The 16,296-nt window shown below is 66.5% G+C and carries 22 protein-coding genes and 2 tRNA genes (1 of these 24 cut by a window edge); 7 read left to right on the top strand and 17 right to left on the bottom strand.

Features of this window, described 5'->3' with window-relative positions:
* Positions 1–39: 39 nt before the first annotated feature.
* Together HMPREF3115_RS11325 and HMPREF3115_RS11320 are read right to left on the bottom strand one after the other, a co-directional pair.
* Positions 40–1,092, bottom strand: coding sequence for an NADP(H)-dependent aldo-keto reductase (locus tag HMPREF3115_RS11325; protein ID WP_006404877.1), 1,053 nt, complete (start codon positions 1,090–1,092; stop codon positions 40–42).
* Positions 1,093–1,200: 108 nt separating this feature from the next.
* Complete coding sequence (locus HMPREF3115_RS11320) at positions 1,201–1,638, bottom strand: PaaI family thioesterase (protein ID WP_006400164.1); 438 nt, start codon at positions 1,636–1,638, stop codon at positions 1,201–1,203.
* 165 nt (positions 1,639–1,803) lie between these two features.
* Here HMPREF3115_RS11320 and HMPREF3115_RS11315 point away from each other — a divergent pair, with 165 nt between their 5' ends.
* A complete protein-coding gene (locus HMPREF3115_RS11315) occupies positions 1,804–2,286 on the top strand; it encodes a winged helix-turn-helix transcriptional regulator (RefSeq protein WP_053297281.1) in 483 nt (160 codons plus the stop codon).
* A 457-nt stretch (positions 2,287–2,743) separates the two neighbouring features.
* On the top strand, positions 2,744–3,367 hold the full coding sequence (locus HMPREF3115_RS11310) for a phospholipase D family nuclease (protein ID WP_070554437.1): 624 nt from the start codon (positions 2,744–2,746) through the stop codon (positions 3,365–3,367).
* Between the two features lie 142 nt (positions 3,368–3,509).
* Here the strand turns inward: HMPREF3115_RS11310 and HMPREF3115_RS31565 are convergent, their stop codons facing one another.
* Both HMPREF3115_RS31565 and HMPREF3115_RS11300 read right to left on the bottom strand, forming a co-directional pair.
* Entirely contained in the window at positions 3,510–3,827 is a 318-nt protein-coding gene (locus tag HMPREF3115_RS31565) for a hypothetical protein (RefSeq protein ID WP_175835670.1), read from the bottom strand.
* A gap of 82 nt (positions 3,828–3,909) precedes the next feature.
* Positions 3,910–4,383, bottom strand: coding sequence for a VOC family protein (locus tag HMPREF3115_RS11300; RefSeq protein WP_070554435.1), 474 nt, complete (start codon positions 4,381–4,383; stop codon positions 3,910–3,912).
* A 270-nt stretch (positions 4,384–4,653) separates the two neighbouring features.
* On the opposite strand from HMPREF3115_RS11300, the gene HMPREF3115_RS31560 reads away from it, so the two are divergent.
* Positions 4,654–4,890 (top strand): hypothetical protein, encoded by a 237-nt coding sequence (locus HMPREF3115_RS31560; protein WP_006411990.1) that lies wholly within the window; start codon positions 4,654–4,656, stop codon positions 4,888–4,890.
* Positions 4,891–5,025: 135 nt separating this feature from the next.
* On the opposite strand, the gene HMPREF3115_RS11290 is transcribed toward HMPREF3115_RS31560, so the two are convergent.
* Entirely contained in the window at positions 5,026–5,334 is a 309-nt protein-coding gene (locus HMPREF3115_RS11290; RefSeq protein WP_006400171.1) for a hypothetical protein, read from the bottom strand.
* Positions 5,335–5,489: 155 nt separating this feature from the next.
* Here HMPREF3115_RS11290 and HMPREF3115_RS11285 point away from each other — a divergent pair, with 155 nt between their 5' ends.
* On the top strand, positions 5,490–6,233 hold the full coding sequence (locus HMPREF3115_RS11285) for a DUF695 domain-containing protein (RefSeq protein ID WP_070554433.1): 744 nt from the start codon (positions 5,490–5,492) through the stop codon (positions 6,231–6,233).
* Between the two features lie 295 nt (positions 6,234–6,528).
* On the opposite strand, the gene HMPREF3115_RS31555 is transcribed toward HMPREF3115_RS11285, so the two are convergent.
* Positions 6,529–6,861: a hypothetical protein gene (locus HMPREF3115_RS31555; RefSeq protein ID WP_175835643.1), complete on the bottom strand. Its 333-nt coding sequence runs from the start codon at positions 6,859–6,861 to the stop codon at positions 6,529–6,531.
* 99 nt (positions 6,862–6,960) lie between these two features.
* Between HMPREF3115_RS31555 and HMPREF3115_RS11280 the strand changes: the two genes are divergently transcribed.
* A complete protein-coding gene (locus HMPREF3115_RS11280) occupies positions 6,961–7,428 on the top strand; it encodes a plasmid fertility inhibition factor family protein (RefSeq protein WP_070554431.1) in 468 nt (155 codons plus the stop codon).
* Between the two features lie 594 nt (positions 7,429–8,022).
* On the opposite strand, the gene HMPREF3115_RS11275 is transcribed toward HMPREF3115_RS11280, so the two are convergent.
* The 8 genes from HMPREF3115_RS11275 to ssuD form a co-directional block, all read right to left on the bottom strand.
* Positions 8,023–8,098 (bottom strand) — tRNA-His (locus tag HMPREF3115_RS11275).
* A gap of 59 nt (positions 8,099–8,157) precedes the next feature.
* Complete coding sequence (dusA, locus tag HMPREF3115_RS11270; protein WP_070554430.1) at positions 8,158–9,144, bottom strand: tRNA dihydrouridine(20/20a) synthase DusA; 987 nt, start codon at positions 9,142–9,144, stop codon at positions 8,158–8,160.
* 121 nt (positions 9,145–9,265) lie between these two features.
* On the bottom strand, positions 9,266–9,520 hold the full coding sequence (locus HMPREF3115_RS11265; protein ID WP_006400182.1) for a hypothetical protein: 255 nt from the start codon (positions 9,518–9,520) through the stop codon (positions 9,266–9,268).
* Positions 9,521–9,574: 54 nt separating this feature from the next.
* A complete protein-coding gene (locus tag HMPREF3115_RS11260; RefSeq protein WP_006400183.1) occupies positions 9,575–9,772 on the bottom strand; it encodes a hypothetical protein in 198 nt (65 codons plus the stop codon).
* Between the two features lie 139 nt (positions 9,773–9,911).
* Positions 9,912–10,127: a TOBE domain-containing protein gene (locus HMPREF3115_RS11255; RefSeq protein WP_006400187.1), complete on the bottom strand. Its 216-nt coding sequence runs from the start codon at positions 10,125–10,127 to the stop codon at positions 9,912–9,914.
* 56 nt (positions 10,128–10,183) lie between these two features.
* Positions 10,184–11,146: an ATP-binding cassette domain-containing protein gene (locus HMPREF3115_RS11250; RefSeq protein ID WP_083302187.1), complete on the bottom strand. Its 963-nt coding sequence runs from the start codon at positions 11,144–11,146 to the stop codon at positions 10,184–10,186.
* Positions 11,143–11,952 (bottom strand): aliphatic sulfonate ABC transporter permease SsuC, encoded by an 810-nt coding sequence (gene ssuC, locus HMPREF3115_RS11245; protein WP_006400191.1) that lies wholly within the window; start codon positions 11,950–11,952, stop codon positions 11,143–11,145. Before ssuC ends, HMPREF3115_RS11250 begins: the two co-directional genes overlap by 4 nt.
* Positions 11,953–11,968: 16 nt before the next feature.
* The gene (gene ssuD / locus HMPREF3115_RS11240; protein WP_006411728.1) at positions 11,969–13,126 is read right to left on the bottom strand and encodes an FMNH2-dependent alkanesulfonate monooxygenase; all 1,158 of its coding nucleotides are present in this window, start codon (positions 13,124–13,126) and stop codon (positions 11,969–11,971) included.
* Between the two features lie 343 nt (positions 13,127–13,469).
* Here ssuD and HMPREF3115_RS11235 point away from each other — a divergent pair, with 343 nt between their 5' ends.
* On the top strand, positions 13,470–13,898 hold the full coding sequence (locus HMPREF3115_RS11235) for a hypothetical protein (protein WP_006400193.1): 429 nt from the start codon (positions 13,470–13,472) through the stop codon (positions 13,896–13,898).
* Between the two features lie 153 nt (positions 13,899–14,051).
* Here HMPREF3115_RS11235 and HMPREF3115_RS11230 read toward each other — a convergent pair whose 3' ends face one another.
* Genes HMPREF3115_RS11230 through HMPREF3115_RS11220 form a run of 3 tightly spaced genes read right to left on the bottom strand, consistent with a single transcriptional unit; the run spans position 14,052 to position 16,073 of the window.
* Positions 14,052–15,200: an enoyl-CoA hydratase/isomerase family protein gene (locus HMPREF3115_RS11230; protein WP_070554428.1), complete on the bottom strand. Its 1,149-nt coding sequence runs from the start codon at positions 15,198–15,200 to the stop codon at positions 14,052–14,054.
* A 33-nt stretch (positions 15,201–15,233) separates the two neighbouring features.
* Complete coding sequence (locus HMPREF3115_RS11225) at positions 15,234–15,566, bottom strand: DMT family transporter (RefSeq protein ID WP_370445547.1); 333 nt, start codon at positions 15,564–15,566, stop codon at positions 15,234–15,236.
* A gap of 9 nt (positions 15,567–15,575) precedes the next feature.
* Positions 15,576–16,073, bottom strand: coding sequence for a heme-degrading domain-containing protein (locus tag HMPREF3115_RS11220; protein WP_006400196.1), 498 nt, complete (start codon positions 16,071–16,073; stop codon positions 15,576–15,578).
* 195 nt (positions 16,074–16,268) lie between these two features.
* On the opposite strand from HMPREF3115_RS11220, the gene HMPREF3115_RS11215 reads away from it, so the two are divergent.
* Positions 16,269–16,296, top strand: a tRNA-Leu gene (locus tag HMPREF3115_RS11215) (it continues 47 nt past the right edge of the window).

Raw genomic sequence — 16,296 nt, 5'->3', positions numbered from 1 at the left:
GGCCCGCGCCGGCATCGCGCCGCGCGGGCCGCACGTCGTTTACGGCGCCGGGTTCGGCTGCTGCTCGTGCAGCGCGTCGATCTCCGCGAGAATCTCGTCGGACAGCTTCACGTCGATGCTGCCGATGTTCTCCTTCAGCTGGTCGAGCGACGTCGCGCCGATCAGGTTGCTGCGCACGAACGGACGGCTGTTCACGAACGCGAGCGCGAGCTGCGCGGGCGACAGGCCGTGCCGCTTCGCGAGCGCAACATAGCGCGACGTCGCCGCGACGGCCTGCGGCTTGCTGTAGCGCTGGAAGCGTTCGAACAGCGTGATGCGTGCGCCGGCCGGACGCGCGCCGTTCTCGTACTTGCCGGACAGCCAGCCGAACGCGAGCGGCGAATACGCGAGCAAGCCGACGCCCTCGCGGTGCGTGAATTCCGACAAGCCGTTCTCAAACGTGCGGTTCAGCAGGCTATACGGATTCTGGATACTCGCGATGCGCGGCAGCCCGAGCTTCTCGGCCGCGCGCAGGAACTGCGCGACGCCCCACGGCGTTTCGTTCGACACGCCGATCGCGCGCACCTTGCCGGCCTTCACGAATTCGGCGAGTACCGCGAGCGTTTCTTCGATCGGCACCGTATACGCGTCGTCGATCCACGGATATGCGGAGCGGCCGAACGTCGTCGTGCTGCGATCGGGCCAATGCAGCTGATAGAGGTCGACGTAGTCGGTTTGCAGCCGCTTCAGGCTGCCGTCGAGCGCCTCGGTCAGGTTCTTGCGGTCGAACTGGTTGCCCTCGCCGCGAATATGCCGCGGGTTGTGCGGTTGCCGTGCCGGCCCTGCGATCTTCGTCGCGAGCACGATCCGGTCGCGCTGCGCGCGATGCTGCGCGAGCCACGTGCCGATGTACTGTTCGGTGCGCCCCTGCGTATCGGGCTTCGGCGGCACCGGATACATCTCCGCGGCGTCGATCAGCGTGACGCCATGGTCGAGCGCGTAATCGATCTGCTCGTGCGCATCGCGCTCCGAATTCTGCTCGCCCCACGTCATCGTGCCGAGACCGATCAGGCTCACCTCGATGCCCGAATCGCCGAGTGTGCGGTATTCCATGCTGTTCCTGTCGCGTCGGTGGAAAGCAGGAACGCTATCACATTGAAACGAACGCTTCAGACGCGCGCCGCGGCAGCTTACATTGCGCCTTCGATGGCCACGCGACGCTTACTGCGGCCGCTGGATGAAACACGTCGCGGACGCATGCGCAACGATCTTGTCGTCCGGCGTCTTCAGCGTGCCTTCGGCGACGCCGAGCGAGCGCGACAGATGAATCACGCGCCCTTCCGCGATCAGATCGACGTTGCGCGGCACCGGCCGCAGCATCTTCACGTGGAGATCGATCGTCCCGTAACCGACGCCCGCCTCGAGCATCGAATGCACCGCGCAACCGGTGACCGAATCGAGCACCGTCGCGGCAAAGCCGCCATGCACGCCGCCGAGCGGGTTCAGATGCCGATCGTCCGCACGCGCGGACATCCGGATGTAGCCCAGTTCCACCTCGAGCGGCCGCATCGGCATCGTTTCGGAAATCGACGCGAGCGGCGCGTCGCCCGCCGCCGCGGCGCGCAACAGTTCGATTCCGGACAGGGAAAGCGGATTCATCGGGCGTCTCCTGATTGAACGCGCGTCGTCGCGCGTGTAAGTTCCAAATTGGAACTGATTATTCACACGCACATCGGCGATGTCAATCGGTGCGGTGTGCAGTGCGCTCGAACACGCACTCTATAATCGCCCGCTGTTTCGCTGAACTGCGCAGGAGATACGACGATGAAATGGGACGACATCGGCACGCTGAACTGTTCCGTCGCGCGCACGCTCGCCGTGCTCGGCGATCGCTGGACGATGCTGATCCTGCGCAACGCGTTTCTCGGCTGTCGTCGCTTCGATGCATTCCAGGCGCAGCTCGGCCTCACGCGACACGTGCTTGCCGATCGGCTCGCACGGCTCGTCGACGAAGGCGTGCTCGCCAAACGCGCGTATCAGGAGCGGCCGCCGCGCTTCGAATATCGGCTGACCGAAAAAGGCCGCGACCTCTACCCGGCGCTGCTCGCATTGCTCGCCTGGGGCGACCGCTGGAAGGACGACGGCCACGGGCCGCCATTGCAGTTGCGCCATCGTCGGTGTGGGCAGCTGATGCATGCGGTTGCCGTCTGTTCGGCATGCGGCGAGCCGCTCGATCCGCGCGACGTGACGCCGGAGCCCGGGCCGGGATGGGGCGCGCCTGAGTCGGTCGAGATGCGCGACGCGTGACGTTGTGCGTTTCGTTGATGAAGCATTGCATGCGGCGCGTTGCGTCGTCAGAGCGCGCGCTCGTCGGGACGCTCGCGATTCGTTGACGAAGCATCGCGCGGCGCGCTCCATCATCACATCGCACGTTCGCTGGGACGCACGCGATTCGTGTCGTGATTCGTGGTTCGTTCGTGGTTCGTCCGTCATTTGCTCGCCGCGTGACGTAACGCGACGTGCATCGCAATGCCGATCGCCGCATCGAAACATCGGCGTGCAACGTCGGCGCGCGCCGATGCTGCCGGGATACGGCGCCGCGCTGACAGCCGCCTGCCTCCGTGGTCACCGTATCGCGCCCGTGAGCGCGTATGCGTGCCATCGCGCCGCGCGCAATGCCCGTCGGGCAATTTCAAACGTGGCCGTCGCGACGCGTCTGCGTTACACTCACGGCCCGCTGTCTCGAAATTGTCCGCTGTCGCCGATGTTGTCGCGCAATCGCCTCGCCGCTACCTGTCTCGCTGCCTCCCTGCTCGTCACGCCTTACGCCGCCTTCGGCAAGACGCACAACGAATCGCTGCTGCAGCAGGCGATCGACTTCGTGTCGCGACTGCTGCCGACGCCGACGCACGAAGCACCCGCCACGCAGGTCGTCGAATCGGCGTTCTCGCCGGACGGCGGCGCCGAAGCGCTCGTGCTGAAGGCGATCGGCGCAGCGCGCAGCTCGATCCGCGTCGCCGCGTATTCGTTCACGTCGCCTGCAGTGACGCGCGCACTGCTCGACGCGAAACGGCGCGGCGTGAATGTCGCGGTCGTCGTCGACGACAAGGGCAATCGCGCGAAGAACAGCAAGCAGGCGCTGAACCTGCTCGTCAATGCGGGCATCCCGACGCGCACGATCGACACGTATGCGATTCACCACGACAAGTACCTCGTGATCGACGCCGAACACGTCGAGACGGGCTCGTTCAATTACAGCGCGTCGGCGGCGAGCCGCAATTCGGAGAACGTCGTCGTGGTGTGGAACAACCCGCAGCTTGCGTCGCGCTATCTCACGCACTGGCAAAGCCGCTTCGATCAGGGCACGCCGTACCGCTCCATCTACTGAACCTCACGCACGGCCTGTTCGTCGCTCGGCGATCCGGCTCTCGCGTCATGAAAACGGCCATGTCGTCGATGATCGGCGAATGCGCGACCACCGACAATTCGGCCGAACGGCCGATGCAGTTCGTGCGCGTGCGTGCCGGCGCTCAGCGCGCGGCCAGCCGCGCGGTCGGTGCGTCGCCGCGGCTGCCGAGCACGCAATCGTGCGCGTGCGCATCGCTGGCCGGCCGCGCCGCGGCGACCGCGCCGTTGCCCGGCAGCGCGCTGCGCAGGCATGCGGTGCTGGTCGTCACGGCGCCCTGCACCATGGGATAGAGAAGGAACAGCGCAAACGCGAGATAACCGGCGTAAACGAAACGGATCATAGGGGCGGCACATGAACGAATGGTCTCGTCCTGTTTACGGCACGGCATCGCGCGGCTTGAGGCGGCGCGATCGTATCGGCTTGTGGACGGCACGCGCACGACGCCGGTTCGGCGAGTCGCACGCGTGCCGCACGGCGCCCCTGCATCGGCCGCCGTGCCGCGACGCTCGCCGCGCGATGCCTTAACTACCGCACGGCGGCGCGTTCTTCATCGCTTCCTCGATCTGCTCCGGCGTCAGATCGCGCTGATGCGTCGCGATCGACCAGCGATGCCCGCACGGATCCTCGACCTGGCCGTAGCGGTCGCCCCAGAACATGTCGGTGGCCGGCATCGTCAGCGTCGCGCCGGCGGCAACGGCCTGCGCGATTGCCGCATCGACGTCCGGCACGTAGAGATGCAGGCAGACCGCCGTTCCCTTCAGCGCCTTCGGCCCGAGCGCTTGATGCTCGGGCATTTCATCCATCAGCATCAGCTTCGAATCGCCGATCGCCAGACACGCGTGCGCGAGCCTGCCGTCCGGCGCGGCCAGACGAGTCACTTCGGTCGCGTTGAATGCACGCTTGTAGAACTCGATCGCATCGGCGGCGTTCGCGCAGATCAGATGCGGCGTCACCGTGCGCATCCCTTCGGGGATCGGTTTGACGGATGTGGACATGGGTGTCGCTCCTTCAATCGGTTGTCGTATCGGATAACGGGGCGCGCGATGCGCATGCCTCCGATGCCACGACGAACGAGCGATCCGCGGATCGACATGTCGTCAGAAATTTCTTTGCGGATGGCCGGCTCACTGTTTCTGCGGCCGCGGCAGGCGGCCGACGTGTGACGGCATCGCGACGATCGAACGGCCGCGTGCGATCGATCGTTATCGCGTGAAAACCCCGCGGAAGCGGACGCGCGTTGCGCCGCCCCACGCTACTGACAGACCTTGACCGTACCGTTCGACGTGCACTGGCTGATGGACCAGTGGCTCTGTGCGGCGAGGCGCGGTGCCGAGCCGATGCCGCGGATCCGGGCTGCGGGCGCCGAAGCCGGCACCGCCGTTGACGCGGTTTCCGGCGACGGCGTCATGGCAGGCGGCTCGGACGCGCTTTGGCACGCGGCGAGCAGCGCACACGACGCGGCGACGAGCGAGGCAATGAAGTGTCGGGACATGATTTCCTGAGGTTTGCCGGATCCGGTTGGCGTCGACCGGCAGAACGTCGGTCAGTCGCGCGTGCGGCGGCCCGGCGCGGGCCGGAATCTCAGCCGATACTGCGCGCACCGGCGGCGATGCGCAAGTGCGCGCGTTGCGCGCCGCTCAGATTTGCGGCAGATCGCGCAGCGTACGCGCTTCGCTCGTCGCGTCGACGTCGAGCTCGATGCCTTCCGACGCGTCGCGATAGCGCACGCGCTTCAGCCGCGGCCCGATCACGGCGTCGCCTGCATCGGCGAAGATCGCATGAACGTCGTCGCCGGCGGCGATCGCCCGTGCGACGTCGGCGACCGGCGCCTCGGCCGGTGCAGCCGCCCACGAGCGGTCGGCTGCATTCACGGCCGCCCAGCGCACGTGCGTGACGCGCGCACTGAGCGGATCGATTCGAACACCATTGACCGCGAACATCGACATCGGAATCTCCTTCGCTGGTGGTGGCGACACGCGCGGCGGCCGCCGTCGCGGCAGGCGCCGCCCGGGTTCGCACCGACCTGCCCGGCCGACGCGGCTTTCGATGATACATTCGAACGCTTTGCAACCGTCAACACGACCCCTGACCGGAGAGATCCATGACCGACACCTGGGGAACCTTCCCTGCCCGCATGGGCGATCACCAAGCGTTCATCGGCTTCAACGAGAGTTTTGCCGAGATTGCGGAAGACGATCCGCGCACGGCGCTGCTCAGCGTGCGCGTCGACATCGCGCGGCCGACGCCTGACGGGCTGCCGGCCGCCGACGAGCTTGCCGAGCTCGCGAAGGTCGACGACCTGCTCGACGCGGCCGTGCTTGCGAAAGGCGGCGTGATGATCGGCCACATCACCGTCGACGGCCATCGCGACCTGCTGTTCTACGTGCCGTTCGACGAGGAGGCGGCGGCAGCCGTCGTCGACGATGCGGCCGAGCGCACGACGTACGAGCTTCAGTACGCGTATCAGGACGATCCGGACAAGGAAACGTACTGGCGAACGCTCTACCCGACCGACGACGATCGCCGGATCATGCTCGACATGCAGGTGCTCGATGCGCTGCGGCGCAACGGCGACGCGAGCGACGTGCGCCGGCGCGTGCTGCATTGGGCGAACTTCCGCGAACCGGACGATGCGCACCACTTCGCCGACTGGGCCGAAGCGAAAGGCTACGAGATCGACTCGGTCGCGCCCGACGAAGACGGCAACAGCGTCGTGCGATTCATGCACGACGGCACGATGGCGCTCGCCGACATCACGGGACATACGGTTGCGATCGATCGCGAGGTGCGTTCGCTGGGCGGCCTGTACGGCGGCTGGGAGACGAATGTCGAGGACGCGCGCTGACGCGAGTGCCGCGCGGGCCGCGCCGCGGTGGCGGCGCAAAAAGTATCCCGGCAGCGCAATCGTACGCTGCCGGGACCAAGACATCGCCGGCCGCAACCGGCGATGGGCCTGAGCGAGGCTCAGGCACGAGGAAAGCAATTCATGCGGACGGCGCGACGCGAGACCGCGCGACGACGCAGCAGCCGGGCTGACGCAGTCCGGTTTGCCGGCGCGAGCTTCGGGCGCCGGATGGGTAAAAAGCCCCGCTCCTACGCGAGCGAGCGGGGAAAAGGTTGACCGGGCCGGGGTAGAACGGTCAACCACGCGGATTGTCGGGCGCGGGGCGCCAGGCGGTCTGTGCGGCAAATGACGCATTGCTGATGCCAATGCAGCAATCGGGCGAACTGTGTGCAGGTTGTGCAGTCGCGGGCGACGCCCATATGTTCGCGCGATGAGGTGTCGCATGATCTCGCGGCGTCGCGCATGCCGGTTTCGTGCGGCGGCTTATTCGAAAATCGATATTCGCGGGCGTCTTTAAATCGACTGCTTGTTTGAATGCCGGAAATTGCGCATCGGCGCGGGCATTCGTCTCGGTACGAGTGCGCGTCATTGCATTGCGCCGATCGATTCGCCGTTTGGACGTCGTCATTTTTTTGTTGCTGCGTTATCCCGATCGCTTTGCGATCGTGCGGCACTGCTACACTCGCCATCAGACCGATCGAGACCGCCCGCACTATTCACCAAAACGATGCCACTGACTCGTACCACCTATCGCGGCGAAGAGGTCTGGATCGTTCCGCTTCCCGGACACGCGCCCTATGCGTCCACGCACCTGAAGCGCGTGTTCGCGTCCGACGATTCGCGGCATCGCGTCGTGATCGTCGATCCGGCCAGGCTGCTTGCGTGCGCCGACCGCGACACCACGGATTACGTGCTGCCCGCGGTCGCGTATTGGCCGCGCGGCAAAGCGGCCGGTATTCGCGCGTTCCTCGATCCGGTCAGTCCGCGCATTCCCGATATGCCGTTCGTCACGTTTCGCGAGACGAGAACGCGGACGCTGTTCGGTCTTCCCGGTCTGGCGAAAGTTGGTGTCGTGTCGTTCCGCAATGGGCAGCATCGCGCGCGTTATCTCGCACATGCAGGCGCGACGGCCCTGCCCGTCGAAGTGCACGAGACGGAGGCCGATTTGCTGATGCGTTATTGCGGCGTGCAGTGACGTCGGGAAAGGCTCGCGCGATTCGAGTTCGAGCGGCATTCGAAAACGCGAAAAAAAATCCCGACGACATCCGGGATATCGTCGGGATCGAACGGCCCTTGAAAAAACAGGCGCGAGGAAAGTGCGGTCATCTTACATGGATGAAAGCATGTGAGTCAGCCGTGAAATTCGCCTAATCGCTGTTCGATTCCGCCAATGTTGATTGATGTCAAAGGATCGGGGAGACGGCGGGTGGGATTTGGCGAAGGCCGATATGGCGTGGTGGCGGTATGCGTAGCAGCCGACGTTGGGTAGTGGGATCGCGGCGCCTGAATGTACCGGTCTGCATACCATGCGCTCGGTGCGTAATGATGGGAGCGATTTTTGAGAGCCGCATAAGACGAATCACAGCCCGCGGAGCGAGCGTGGGCCGTTTCGATCAAAGTCGCAGCGGCAGTTCAGATTCTTGGCGGTGACGGTGTGTCGGCGTTCGGATCATTCGGTCGGCGCAAAACCGACTTGGGCGAGATTCCCAATTTGGGAACGCCAAAAACAAAAACGGCACTGAGAAATCTCAGTGCCGTTTCCAACAACTTGATACTGCTCGAAATTCTTTGGGGTGGCTGATGGGACTCGAACCCACGACAACAGGAATCACAATCCTGGACTCTACCAACTGAGCTACAGCCACCACTGATACTGCTTTGTTCTCCGCTGCGTCGTTTGCTGTTCAGCAGCGAAGAAGCAAGATTATACGAACTCTTTTGAATCTTGCAAAGCCTTTTTTTCAAAAATTTCTTCGACGTCGTTCAGATGCGCGCGTGCCTCGTCGAACACGGCCAGATCGCCGCGCCCCAGCTTCTTGTTGTCCGATAGCACGCGACGCCAGCCGCGCGCACCCGGCACGCCGCGATACAGGCCGAGCGCATGCCGCACGATCGCGCCGAGGTACGTGCCGCGCTTCAGTTCCGCCGCGCAGTATTCGATCAGCCGCGCCTCGGCCTCTTCGCGCGTCGGCGCGGCGTCGGTCGATCCGTAGAAGCGTGCATCCACGTCGGCGAGCACGTACGGGTTGTGATACGCCTCGCGGCCCAGCATCACGCCGTCGACGTGCTCGAGATGCTGCGCCACCTCGTCGAGCGTCTTGATCCCGCCGTTGATCACGATCTCGAGCGACGGGAAATCGTGCTTCAACCGATACGCATAGTCGTACTTGAGCGGCGGAATCTCGCGATTCTCCTTCGGCGACAAACCCTTCAGGATCGCATTGCGCGCATGCACGATGAACGTCGAGCACCCTGCTTCCGCCACCGTGCCGACGAAGTCGCGCACGAACGTGTAATCCTCGACCGCATCGACGCCGATCCGGTGCTTGACCGTCACGGGCACCGACACCGCATCGCGCATCGCCTTCACGCAGTCGGCGACGAGCTGCGGCTCGTTCATCAGGCACGCGCCGAATGCGCCGCGCTGTACGCGTTCGGACGGGCAGCCGCAGTTCAGGTTGATTTCGTCGTAGCCCCACTGCTCGCCGAGCTTGGCCGCACGCGCAAGATCGTCGGGCTCGCTGCCGCCGAGCTGCAGCGCAACCGGCGACTCGTTCGGCGTGAACGCGAGATGCCGCGCGACGTCGCCGAACAGCAGCGCGCCCGTCGTGATCATCTCCGTATACAGCCACGTGTTGCGCGTCAGCGTGCGATGGAACGAGCGGCAATGACGATCGGTCCAGTCGAGCATGGGCGCGACGGAAACGCGGCGGGGAGGAAGCGAAGACGAAGCGGACATGGAATCGGGGCAACAGGCGGCGCGGGAACAACCGGGCATTTTACCGCAACCGGCGCACGCCTTGCCGGCGCGGCTAACGCGCGCTCGCGTCGCCGAGCTCCGCGTCGACCGCGCGCCGCGCTTCGTCGAGCACGCGCTCGATCACGCGCCGCTCGGTCAGCAGGATCCCGTCGACCTTGACGAGCCGCCAGTCGATGCGCACCTCGCCGCGCTCCAGCACGCGATAGTGGACATGCTCGCCGTCCCACACCTGCTCGGTCTTCACCTCGATCTCGAAGCCGCGATAAGGCTCGCTGTAGTCGCCGAGATCGCTGCCTGTCGGTTCCATCGCACGCTCCGTCGTGCACGGCGCGACGCCGCCGGCGCGGCCCGCGCCGTCAGGTCAGTCGTATTTGTCGGACAAAACGGATTTGCCGTCGGCGGTCAGGTCGACGCGGCCCGCCGCGGCCTGATAGATCAGCCCCTCGTTCAGCAACGCGTAGACGACGTCGTCGAATGCAGCGGGCACCGGCCGGCTTTCGCCGAACCGGTCGATCCACTTCAGCGCCTCGATGGCTTCGGGAGAAAGAATGGGCGTCATGCGCGGCCTCCGGCATCGATGTCGTTCCATCCTAACACTTCGCCCGGACGTCGAACACCGGCCGATCGGCCGACGAAACGCACGCCTCGAGTACACCGCACGGCGCCAGGCGGCATCGCCGCCCGACGCGTGCCGCCGCTCACAGCCGCGCGATCGATACCTCGGTCGATTTCACGAGCGCGACGACTTCGGCGCCCACCTTCAGTTCGAGTTCGTCGACCGAACGCGTCGTGATGACGGACGTGACGATGCCGAACGGCGTCTCCACGTCGACCTCGGACACGACGGGGCCGCGAATGATCTCCTTCACCTTGCCTTTGAACTGGTTGCGCACGTTGATTGCAGTAATGCTCATCGGGTTGATCGCTCCGAAAAAAAGTCGGGAAACGGGCGGCCGGTGCCGCCCGCGGATTAAACGGCCCAGCGAATCCGTGCGACGGATCGCCCGGCGCTCGCGTGGACGTTCGCGTCGCCGTCGCGTACCTCCTCCGTGCGTCCGCCGAGCACACGCTGCAGCACGCGGTCCTCGAGCGCGGCGAACGCCGCCGACGCCCGCGCGCGCGGCCGCTCGAGCGGCACGGGCTGGTCGAGCGCGACACGCCCCTGCTCGATCAGCAGGATGCGGTCGCCGAGCGCGACGGCTTCCTGCACGTCGTGCGTGACGAGCAGCGCGGTGAACCGATGCTCGCGCCACAGCCGCTCGATCAGCGCATGCATCTCGATGCGCGTCAGCGCATCGAGCGCGCCGAGCGGCTCGTCCAGCAGCAGCAACTCCGGACGATGCACGAGCGCACGCGCAAGCGCGACGCGCTGACGCTGGCCACCCGACAGCTGCGCGGGCCAGTCGTCCGCGCGCTCGAGCAGGCCGACTTCGGCGAGCACCGCACGCGCGTCGTCGCGCGCGCGGCGGCCGAGGCCGAGCATCACGTTCTGCAGCACGGTCTTCCACGGCAGCAGCCGCGCGTCCTGATACATGATTCGCGTATCGAGCGCGCCGCCGGCGGCACCGCGCGTCGCCAGCGTGCCGTCGCTCGGCTGCTCGAGGCCGGCGACGAGCCGCAGCAGCGTCGATTTCCCGCAGCCGCTGCGCCCGACGATCGCGACGAAGCTGCCGCGCGCGATCCGCAGATCGATGTCGTCGAGCACCGTGCGCGTACCGAAACGCTTGCTGACGCCGCTCAGCGTCACCGCATCGTCGGACGCCGCATCGCCGGCGCGGCGCCGCGCGAGCGGCACGACCGCTGCGCCGCCGTCGCGCTCCACGATCGCCGCGTCGCGCGCTGCGTCGTCCTCGACGCGCGTCTGCGCGAGTTCGGCCTCGAGATCGGCGCCGGCCAGCGGCCCGTAGACGGCCGCCGAAGTGGTCGCATTCATGCCTTCGCTCCTGATTGATAGGCGGGGTGCCAGCGCAGCGTCACGCGCTCGAGCCATTTCGCCAGCACGTCGGCCAGCTTGCCGAGCACCGCGTACAGCAGGATGCCCACCACCACGACGTCGGTTTGCAGGAATTCGCGTGCGTTCATCGTCATGTAGCCGATGCCCGACTGCGCGGAGATCGTTTCCGCGACGATCAGCATCACCCACATCAGCCCGAGCGCAAAACGCACGCCGACGAGGATCGACGGCAGCGCGCCCGGCAAAATCACGTGCCGGTAGAGCGCGAAGCCGCGCACGCCGTAGCTCTTCGCCATCTCGATCAGGCTCGCGTCGACCGAGCGGATGCCGTGATACGTATTGATGTAGACGGGAAAGAACACGCCCAGCGCGACGAGGAACAGCTTCGCCTTCTCGTCGATCCCGAACCACAGGATCACGAGCGGAATCATCGCGAGCGCCGGAATATTGCGGATCATCTGGATCGTCGAGTCGAGCGCGACCTCCGCGGCCTTCGACAGTCCGGTCGCCAGCCCGAGCGCAAGGCCGACGCCGCCGCCGACCGCAAAGCCGAGCAGCGCACGCCATGTGCTGACCTTGACGTTCGCCCACATCTCGCCCGATGTCACGAGCGACCACGCGGCCCGCACGACCGCGACGGGCTCCGGCAGCACGCGCGTGGACAGCCAGCCCGTGCGCGTACCGATCTCCCACGCGACCAGCAGCGCGAGCGGCACGAGCCACGGCGCGATACCGCGCCACGCACGGGCGGCGGCGCCGCCGGTCGTCGACGTTGTCGTCGTCATTGCAGCCTCCCTTCGCTCAGCTCTGGCTCGTCTTCGGCAGATAGCTGTTGCCGACGATCTCGCCGAACGGCCCCGACAGCGGTCCGGTCGGACGCTGCGCCTGCTTGCCCTTGATCAGCGGGAACACGAGTTCCGCGAAACGGTACGACTCTTCGAGATGCGGATAGCCGGACAGGATGAACGTATCGATCCCGAGCGCCGCGTATTCGCGCATGCGCTCCGCGACCTGCTCCGGATTGCCGACGAGCGCCGTGCCCGCCCCGCCGCGCACGAGGCCGACACCGGCCCACAGGTTCGGATACACCTCGAGCGTCTCGCGGCCGCCGCGCTTGCCGCCGTGCAGCGCGGCCATCCGGCGCTGCCCTTCGGAGTCCATGTTCGCGAAGGCCTGCTGCGCGCGCGCGATCGTATCGTCGTCGAGACGGCTGATCAGCCGGTCGGCGTCGCGCCACGCTTCGTCCTCGGTTTCGCGCACGATCACGTGCAGACGAATGCCGAACTTGATCTCGCGCCCGCGCGCCTGCGCTCGCGCACGGATATCGGCGATCTTCTTCGCGACGGCCTCGGGCGGTTCGCCCCAGGTCAGATAGGTGTCGATGTGGTCGGCCGCGATCGCATGCGCGGCCGGCGACGAACCGCCGAACCACAGCGGCGGATGCGGACGCTGCACCGGCGGATACAGCGCCTTGCCGCCCTTCGAGCGCAGATGCTTGCCGATATAGTCGAAGCCGTCGTTGTCGTGCGATGCGGCGAGCAGCCCGCGCCAGATGTGCAGGAAGTCGTCGGTGATCTCGTAGCGCGTATCGTGATCGGCGAACAGCCCGTCGCCTTCGAGCTCGGCCGCATCGCCGCCCGTCACGACGTTGATCAGCAGACGGCCGCCGGACAGCCGGTCGAACGTCGCGGCCATCCGCGCGGACAGCCCCGGCGACGCAATGCCGGGCCGCACGGCGACCAGGAACTTCAGCCGCCGCGTTGCCGGAATCAGGCTCGACGCGACGACCCACGCGTCCTCGCACGAGCGACCGGTCGGCAGCAGCACGCCTTCGTAGCCAAGCGTGTCGGCCGCGACGGCAACCTGCCGGAAGTAGTCGTAGTCCGCGGCGCGTGCGCCTTCGGCCGTGCCGAGGTAGCGGCTGTCGCCGTGCGTGGGAATAAACCAGAACACATTCATCTGCTGCTCCTGCGTGACTGTCCTTGCCAGAATTGAGATAAAACGTCGCCCTGCTCGCGGCGCGCGTCGGCGCCGCATGCATGGTGTGCGTTCGAATCGGGATGGTTCGCCGGTCGGGCCGTGCGGCGGGCGAATGCGCGGATGCACGGCGGCTTCTGGGAAATCAGTCTAGGGACCGGGGCGCGGCTTTGGAACGATTTTTTTGAGCTTAGGTTTTCCGCTTTCGTGATTAGCGCGACGCTGCAGCGAATATGCGCCGGCCCGGCCCTATAATGACGCCCTGTCCGAACAACCGCGCGCATCCGGCTTCGCCGCACGCGCATGCAGCACACACTACCGACCGATGCAGAAAGTCATCCTGCCCTTCCTCTCCGGCTTCCTGGCCGCCCTGTTCTTCCGCGAAGCGACGCTGGCGCTGCTGCATACGGCCGATCTGATCGCCGCGGCCGGCTTCTCGACGCAGCCGTTCGCGCCGCTCGGTATTCCTGAATTTGTCGCCAACGCGCTGATCAGCGCGTGCATCGCGATCCCGATGGCGTGGCTGCTGCGCGTGTCGCCGGAGCGCGAGGCCCCGTGGATCGGCGCGCTGCTGTTCGGCGGAATCGTGCTGACCGCCGCGCGCGTGTTCGCGATCGATCCGCTGCGCGGCCTCTGGCCGTCCGGCAACATGATGCCGGTGCTCGCGGCCGGCTTCGCGGCCAATGCGATCTGGGGCTTCGGCGCGCTCGTGTTCATGCGCGCGTTCATGTCGGACGACGCCGGCGAAGACTGATCGGTCACGCACGACCGCGCGCGTTCGAGCGCCCGTCGGCCGCCGATCGCCGAACAACGTACCGCGCGTTCCAACGCCCACCAACGAAAAGGCCGCCTGCATCGACAGGCGGCCTTTTCATTTCGATACGCCGCTTCGCGCGGCACCGCGCATTCAGTCCTTCAGATGACGCAGCGGATGCGTGTCGGGCGTCCACGGGCTGTCGAACATCGCGAGCACGTCCGCGCGATCGACGTCGGCGATCGACTTGAACCGCCATGCCGGCCGGTGATCCTTGTCGACGATCAGTGCACGCACGCCCTCGATCACGTCGCCGCGCGCGAACGTCGAGCGCGTGAGATCGAGATCGCGTCGCAGGCATTCGGCCATCGTCGCGCCGCGCGCGCGGTCGACGACTTCGAGCGACACGGCCATCGACAGCGGCGACAGCTCGCTGCGCATCGCATGCGTCGCCTTCTCGACCCAGCCGTCGACGGCACCGCAGTCCTGCTCCCCCTCGAGCGACGTGACGATCGCGCCGATGTCGGGCTGCGCGAAATGCCGATCGATGCCGGCGCGTGCGTCGGCGAGCGCCGAGGTATCCGGCGTCGGTACGACCTTGTGCGCGGCGGCCGCATCGGCGACGCACGCGACCGCCTGCGCGCCGTCGTCGAAGCGCGTGCCCTTCAGCGCGTCGATCAGCGCCGGCAACGCCGCGTCGGGCAGGTAGACGTCGGCAAGCTGCGCGGCCAGCGCGCCGGCCGCGTCGAGCGTCGCGCCCGTCACCGCGAGGTAGCGGCCGATCATGCCGGGCGTACGGGCCAGGAACCAGCTCATCCCGACGTCCGGGAACAGTCCGATGCGGGTCTCGGGCATCGCCATCTTCGTCGAATCGGTGACGACGCGCAGGCCGCCCGTATGCCGCGCGGCCTGCGAGATCCCCATCCCGCCGCCCATCACGACACCGTGCATCAGCGCGATGTACGGCTTCGGATAGGTGAAGATCGCGTGGTTGAGCGTGTATTCCTCGATGAAGAACGTGTCGACCGCGTCGCGGTCGCCGCGCTGCCATGCTTCATGGAAGAACCGTACGTCGCCGCCCGCGCAGAACGCGCGCGGATGCGGGCTGTGCACGACGACCGCGACGACGTCCGGATCGTCGCGCCACGCATCGAGCGCCTGCTGCATCGTGCGGATCATCCCGACGGACAGCGCGTTCAGCGCCTTCGGCCGGTTCAGTTCGAGAAAGCCGATGCGGTTCGCGACATACGCACGCACGTCGGGCTGGGCGGATTCGGGAGAAACGGAAGCGGTGTCGGTCATGAGCGTCTATCTATCGGGCAATCGTGCGCACGTTCAGTGCGCCTGCATCTTCGAGAACAGGTTCAGCACCACGACGCCCGAGATGATCAGGCCGAGGCCGATCACCGCCGGCAGGTCGGGCACCTGACGGTACAGCAGCATCGCGACGAGCGTGATCAGCACGATGCCCGCGCCCGACCACACCGCATAGATGATGCCGACCGGCATCGTGCGCAATGTCAGCGACAGGCAGTAGAACGCGACGCCGTAACCGGCGACGACGAGCGCAGACGGCCAGAAGCGCGTGAAGCCGTCCGCCGCGCGCAGCGCCGACGTGCCGATCACTTCCGCGACGATCGCGATCGCGAGCCAGGCGTATCCGGGCAGCTGCATCGTTCAGCTCCTCGCGAGCGCCAGCACGCCGTAGTCCTGACCGAGCTCCGCGCACAGCGTTTCGACGACGAATTCATGATCGAGCCGTTGCGGCAGTCCCGACACCGTGACCGAGCCGATCACGCCGGCACCCGCGACGGTCAGCGGAAACGCGCCGCCGTGCGGCGCGTATTCGGCAAGCGGCAGGCCATGCTTGTCGGCGAGCGTCGTGCCGGCCTGCTGCATGCGCAGCCCGATCGCATAAGAACTGCGGCGGAAATGCGCGACGACGTTGCGCTTGCGGCGCACCCAGTCGGCGTTGTCCGGCGTGGCGCCGGGCAGCGCCGAGAAGAACAGCGGGTGCCCGAACGTGACGATGTCGATCGCGACCGCGTGCCCGCGCGACGCGGCGAGCGCATGCATGCGGTTGCCGAGCGCCCACGCGCGCGCCGGATCGAAGTGGGGAAACACGAGCGCCTGTTCCTGCGCGCCGATCGATTGCAGATCGTGAGCGATGTCCATGAATCCGTCGATGCTGTAATGAGAATCGCAACGGCGCCGCGGCGATCGCGGGCTCCGCTGCCGGAGTGACGACACAAACCGCTCGATTCTAGCTCACGCGTCGCGCGTCCCGACCCCGGCCGCCTTTCGAACGCGTTTCTCACAAAGTGCTTGCACGCGCTCGGGTTACTCCTTATAATTCAATCTTTCGACGGACGCGGGGTGGAGCAGTCTGGCAGCTCGT

Source organism: Burkholderia sp. HMSC10F09, from assembly GCF_001806955.1.
In the GTDB taxonomy this organism is placed as follows: Bacteria; Pseudomonadota; Gammaproteobacteria; order Burkholderiales; family Burkholderiaceae; genus Burkholderia; species Burkholderia multivorans.
This window is presented reverse-complemented; position numbering and strand designations above follow the sequence as displayed.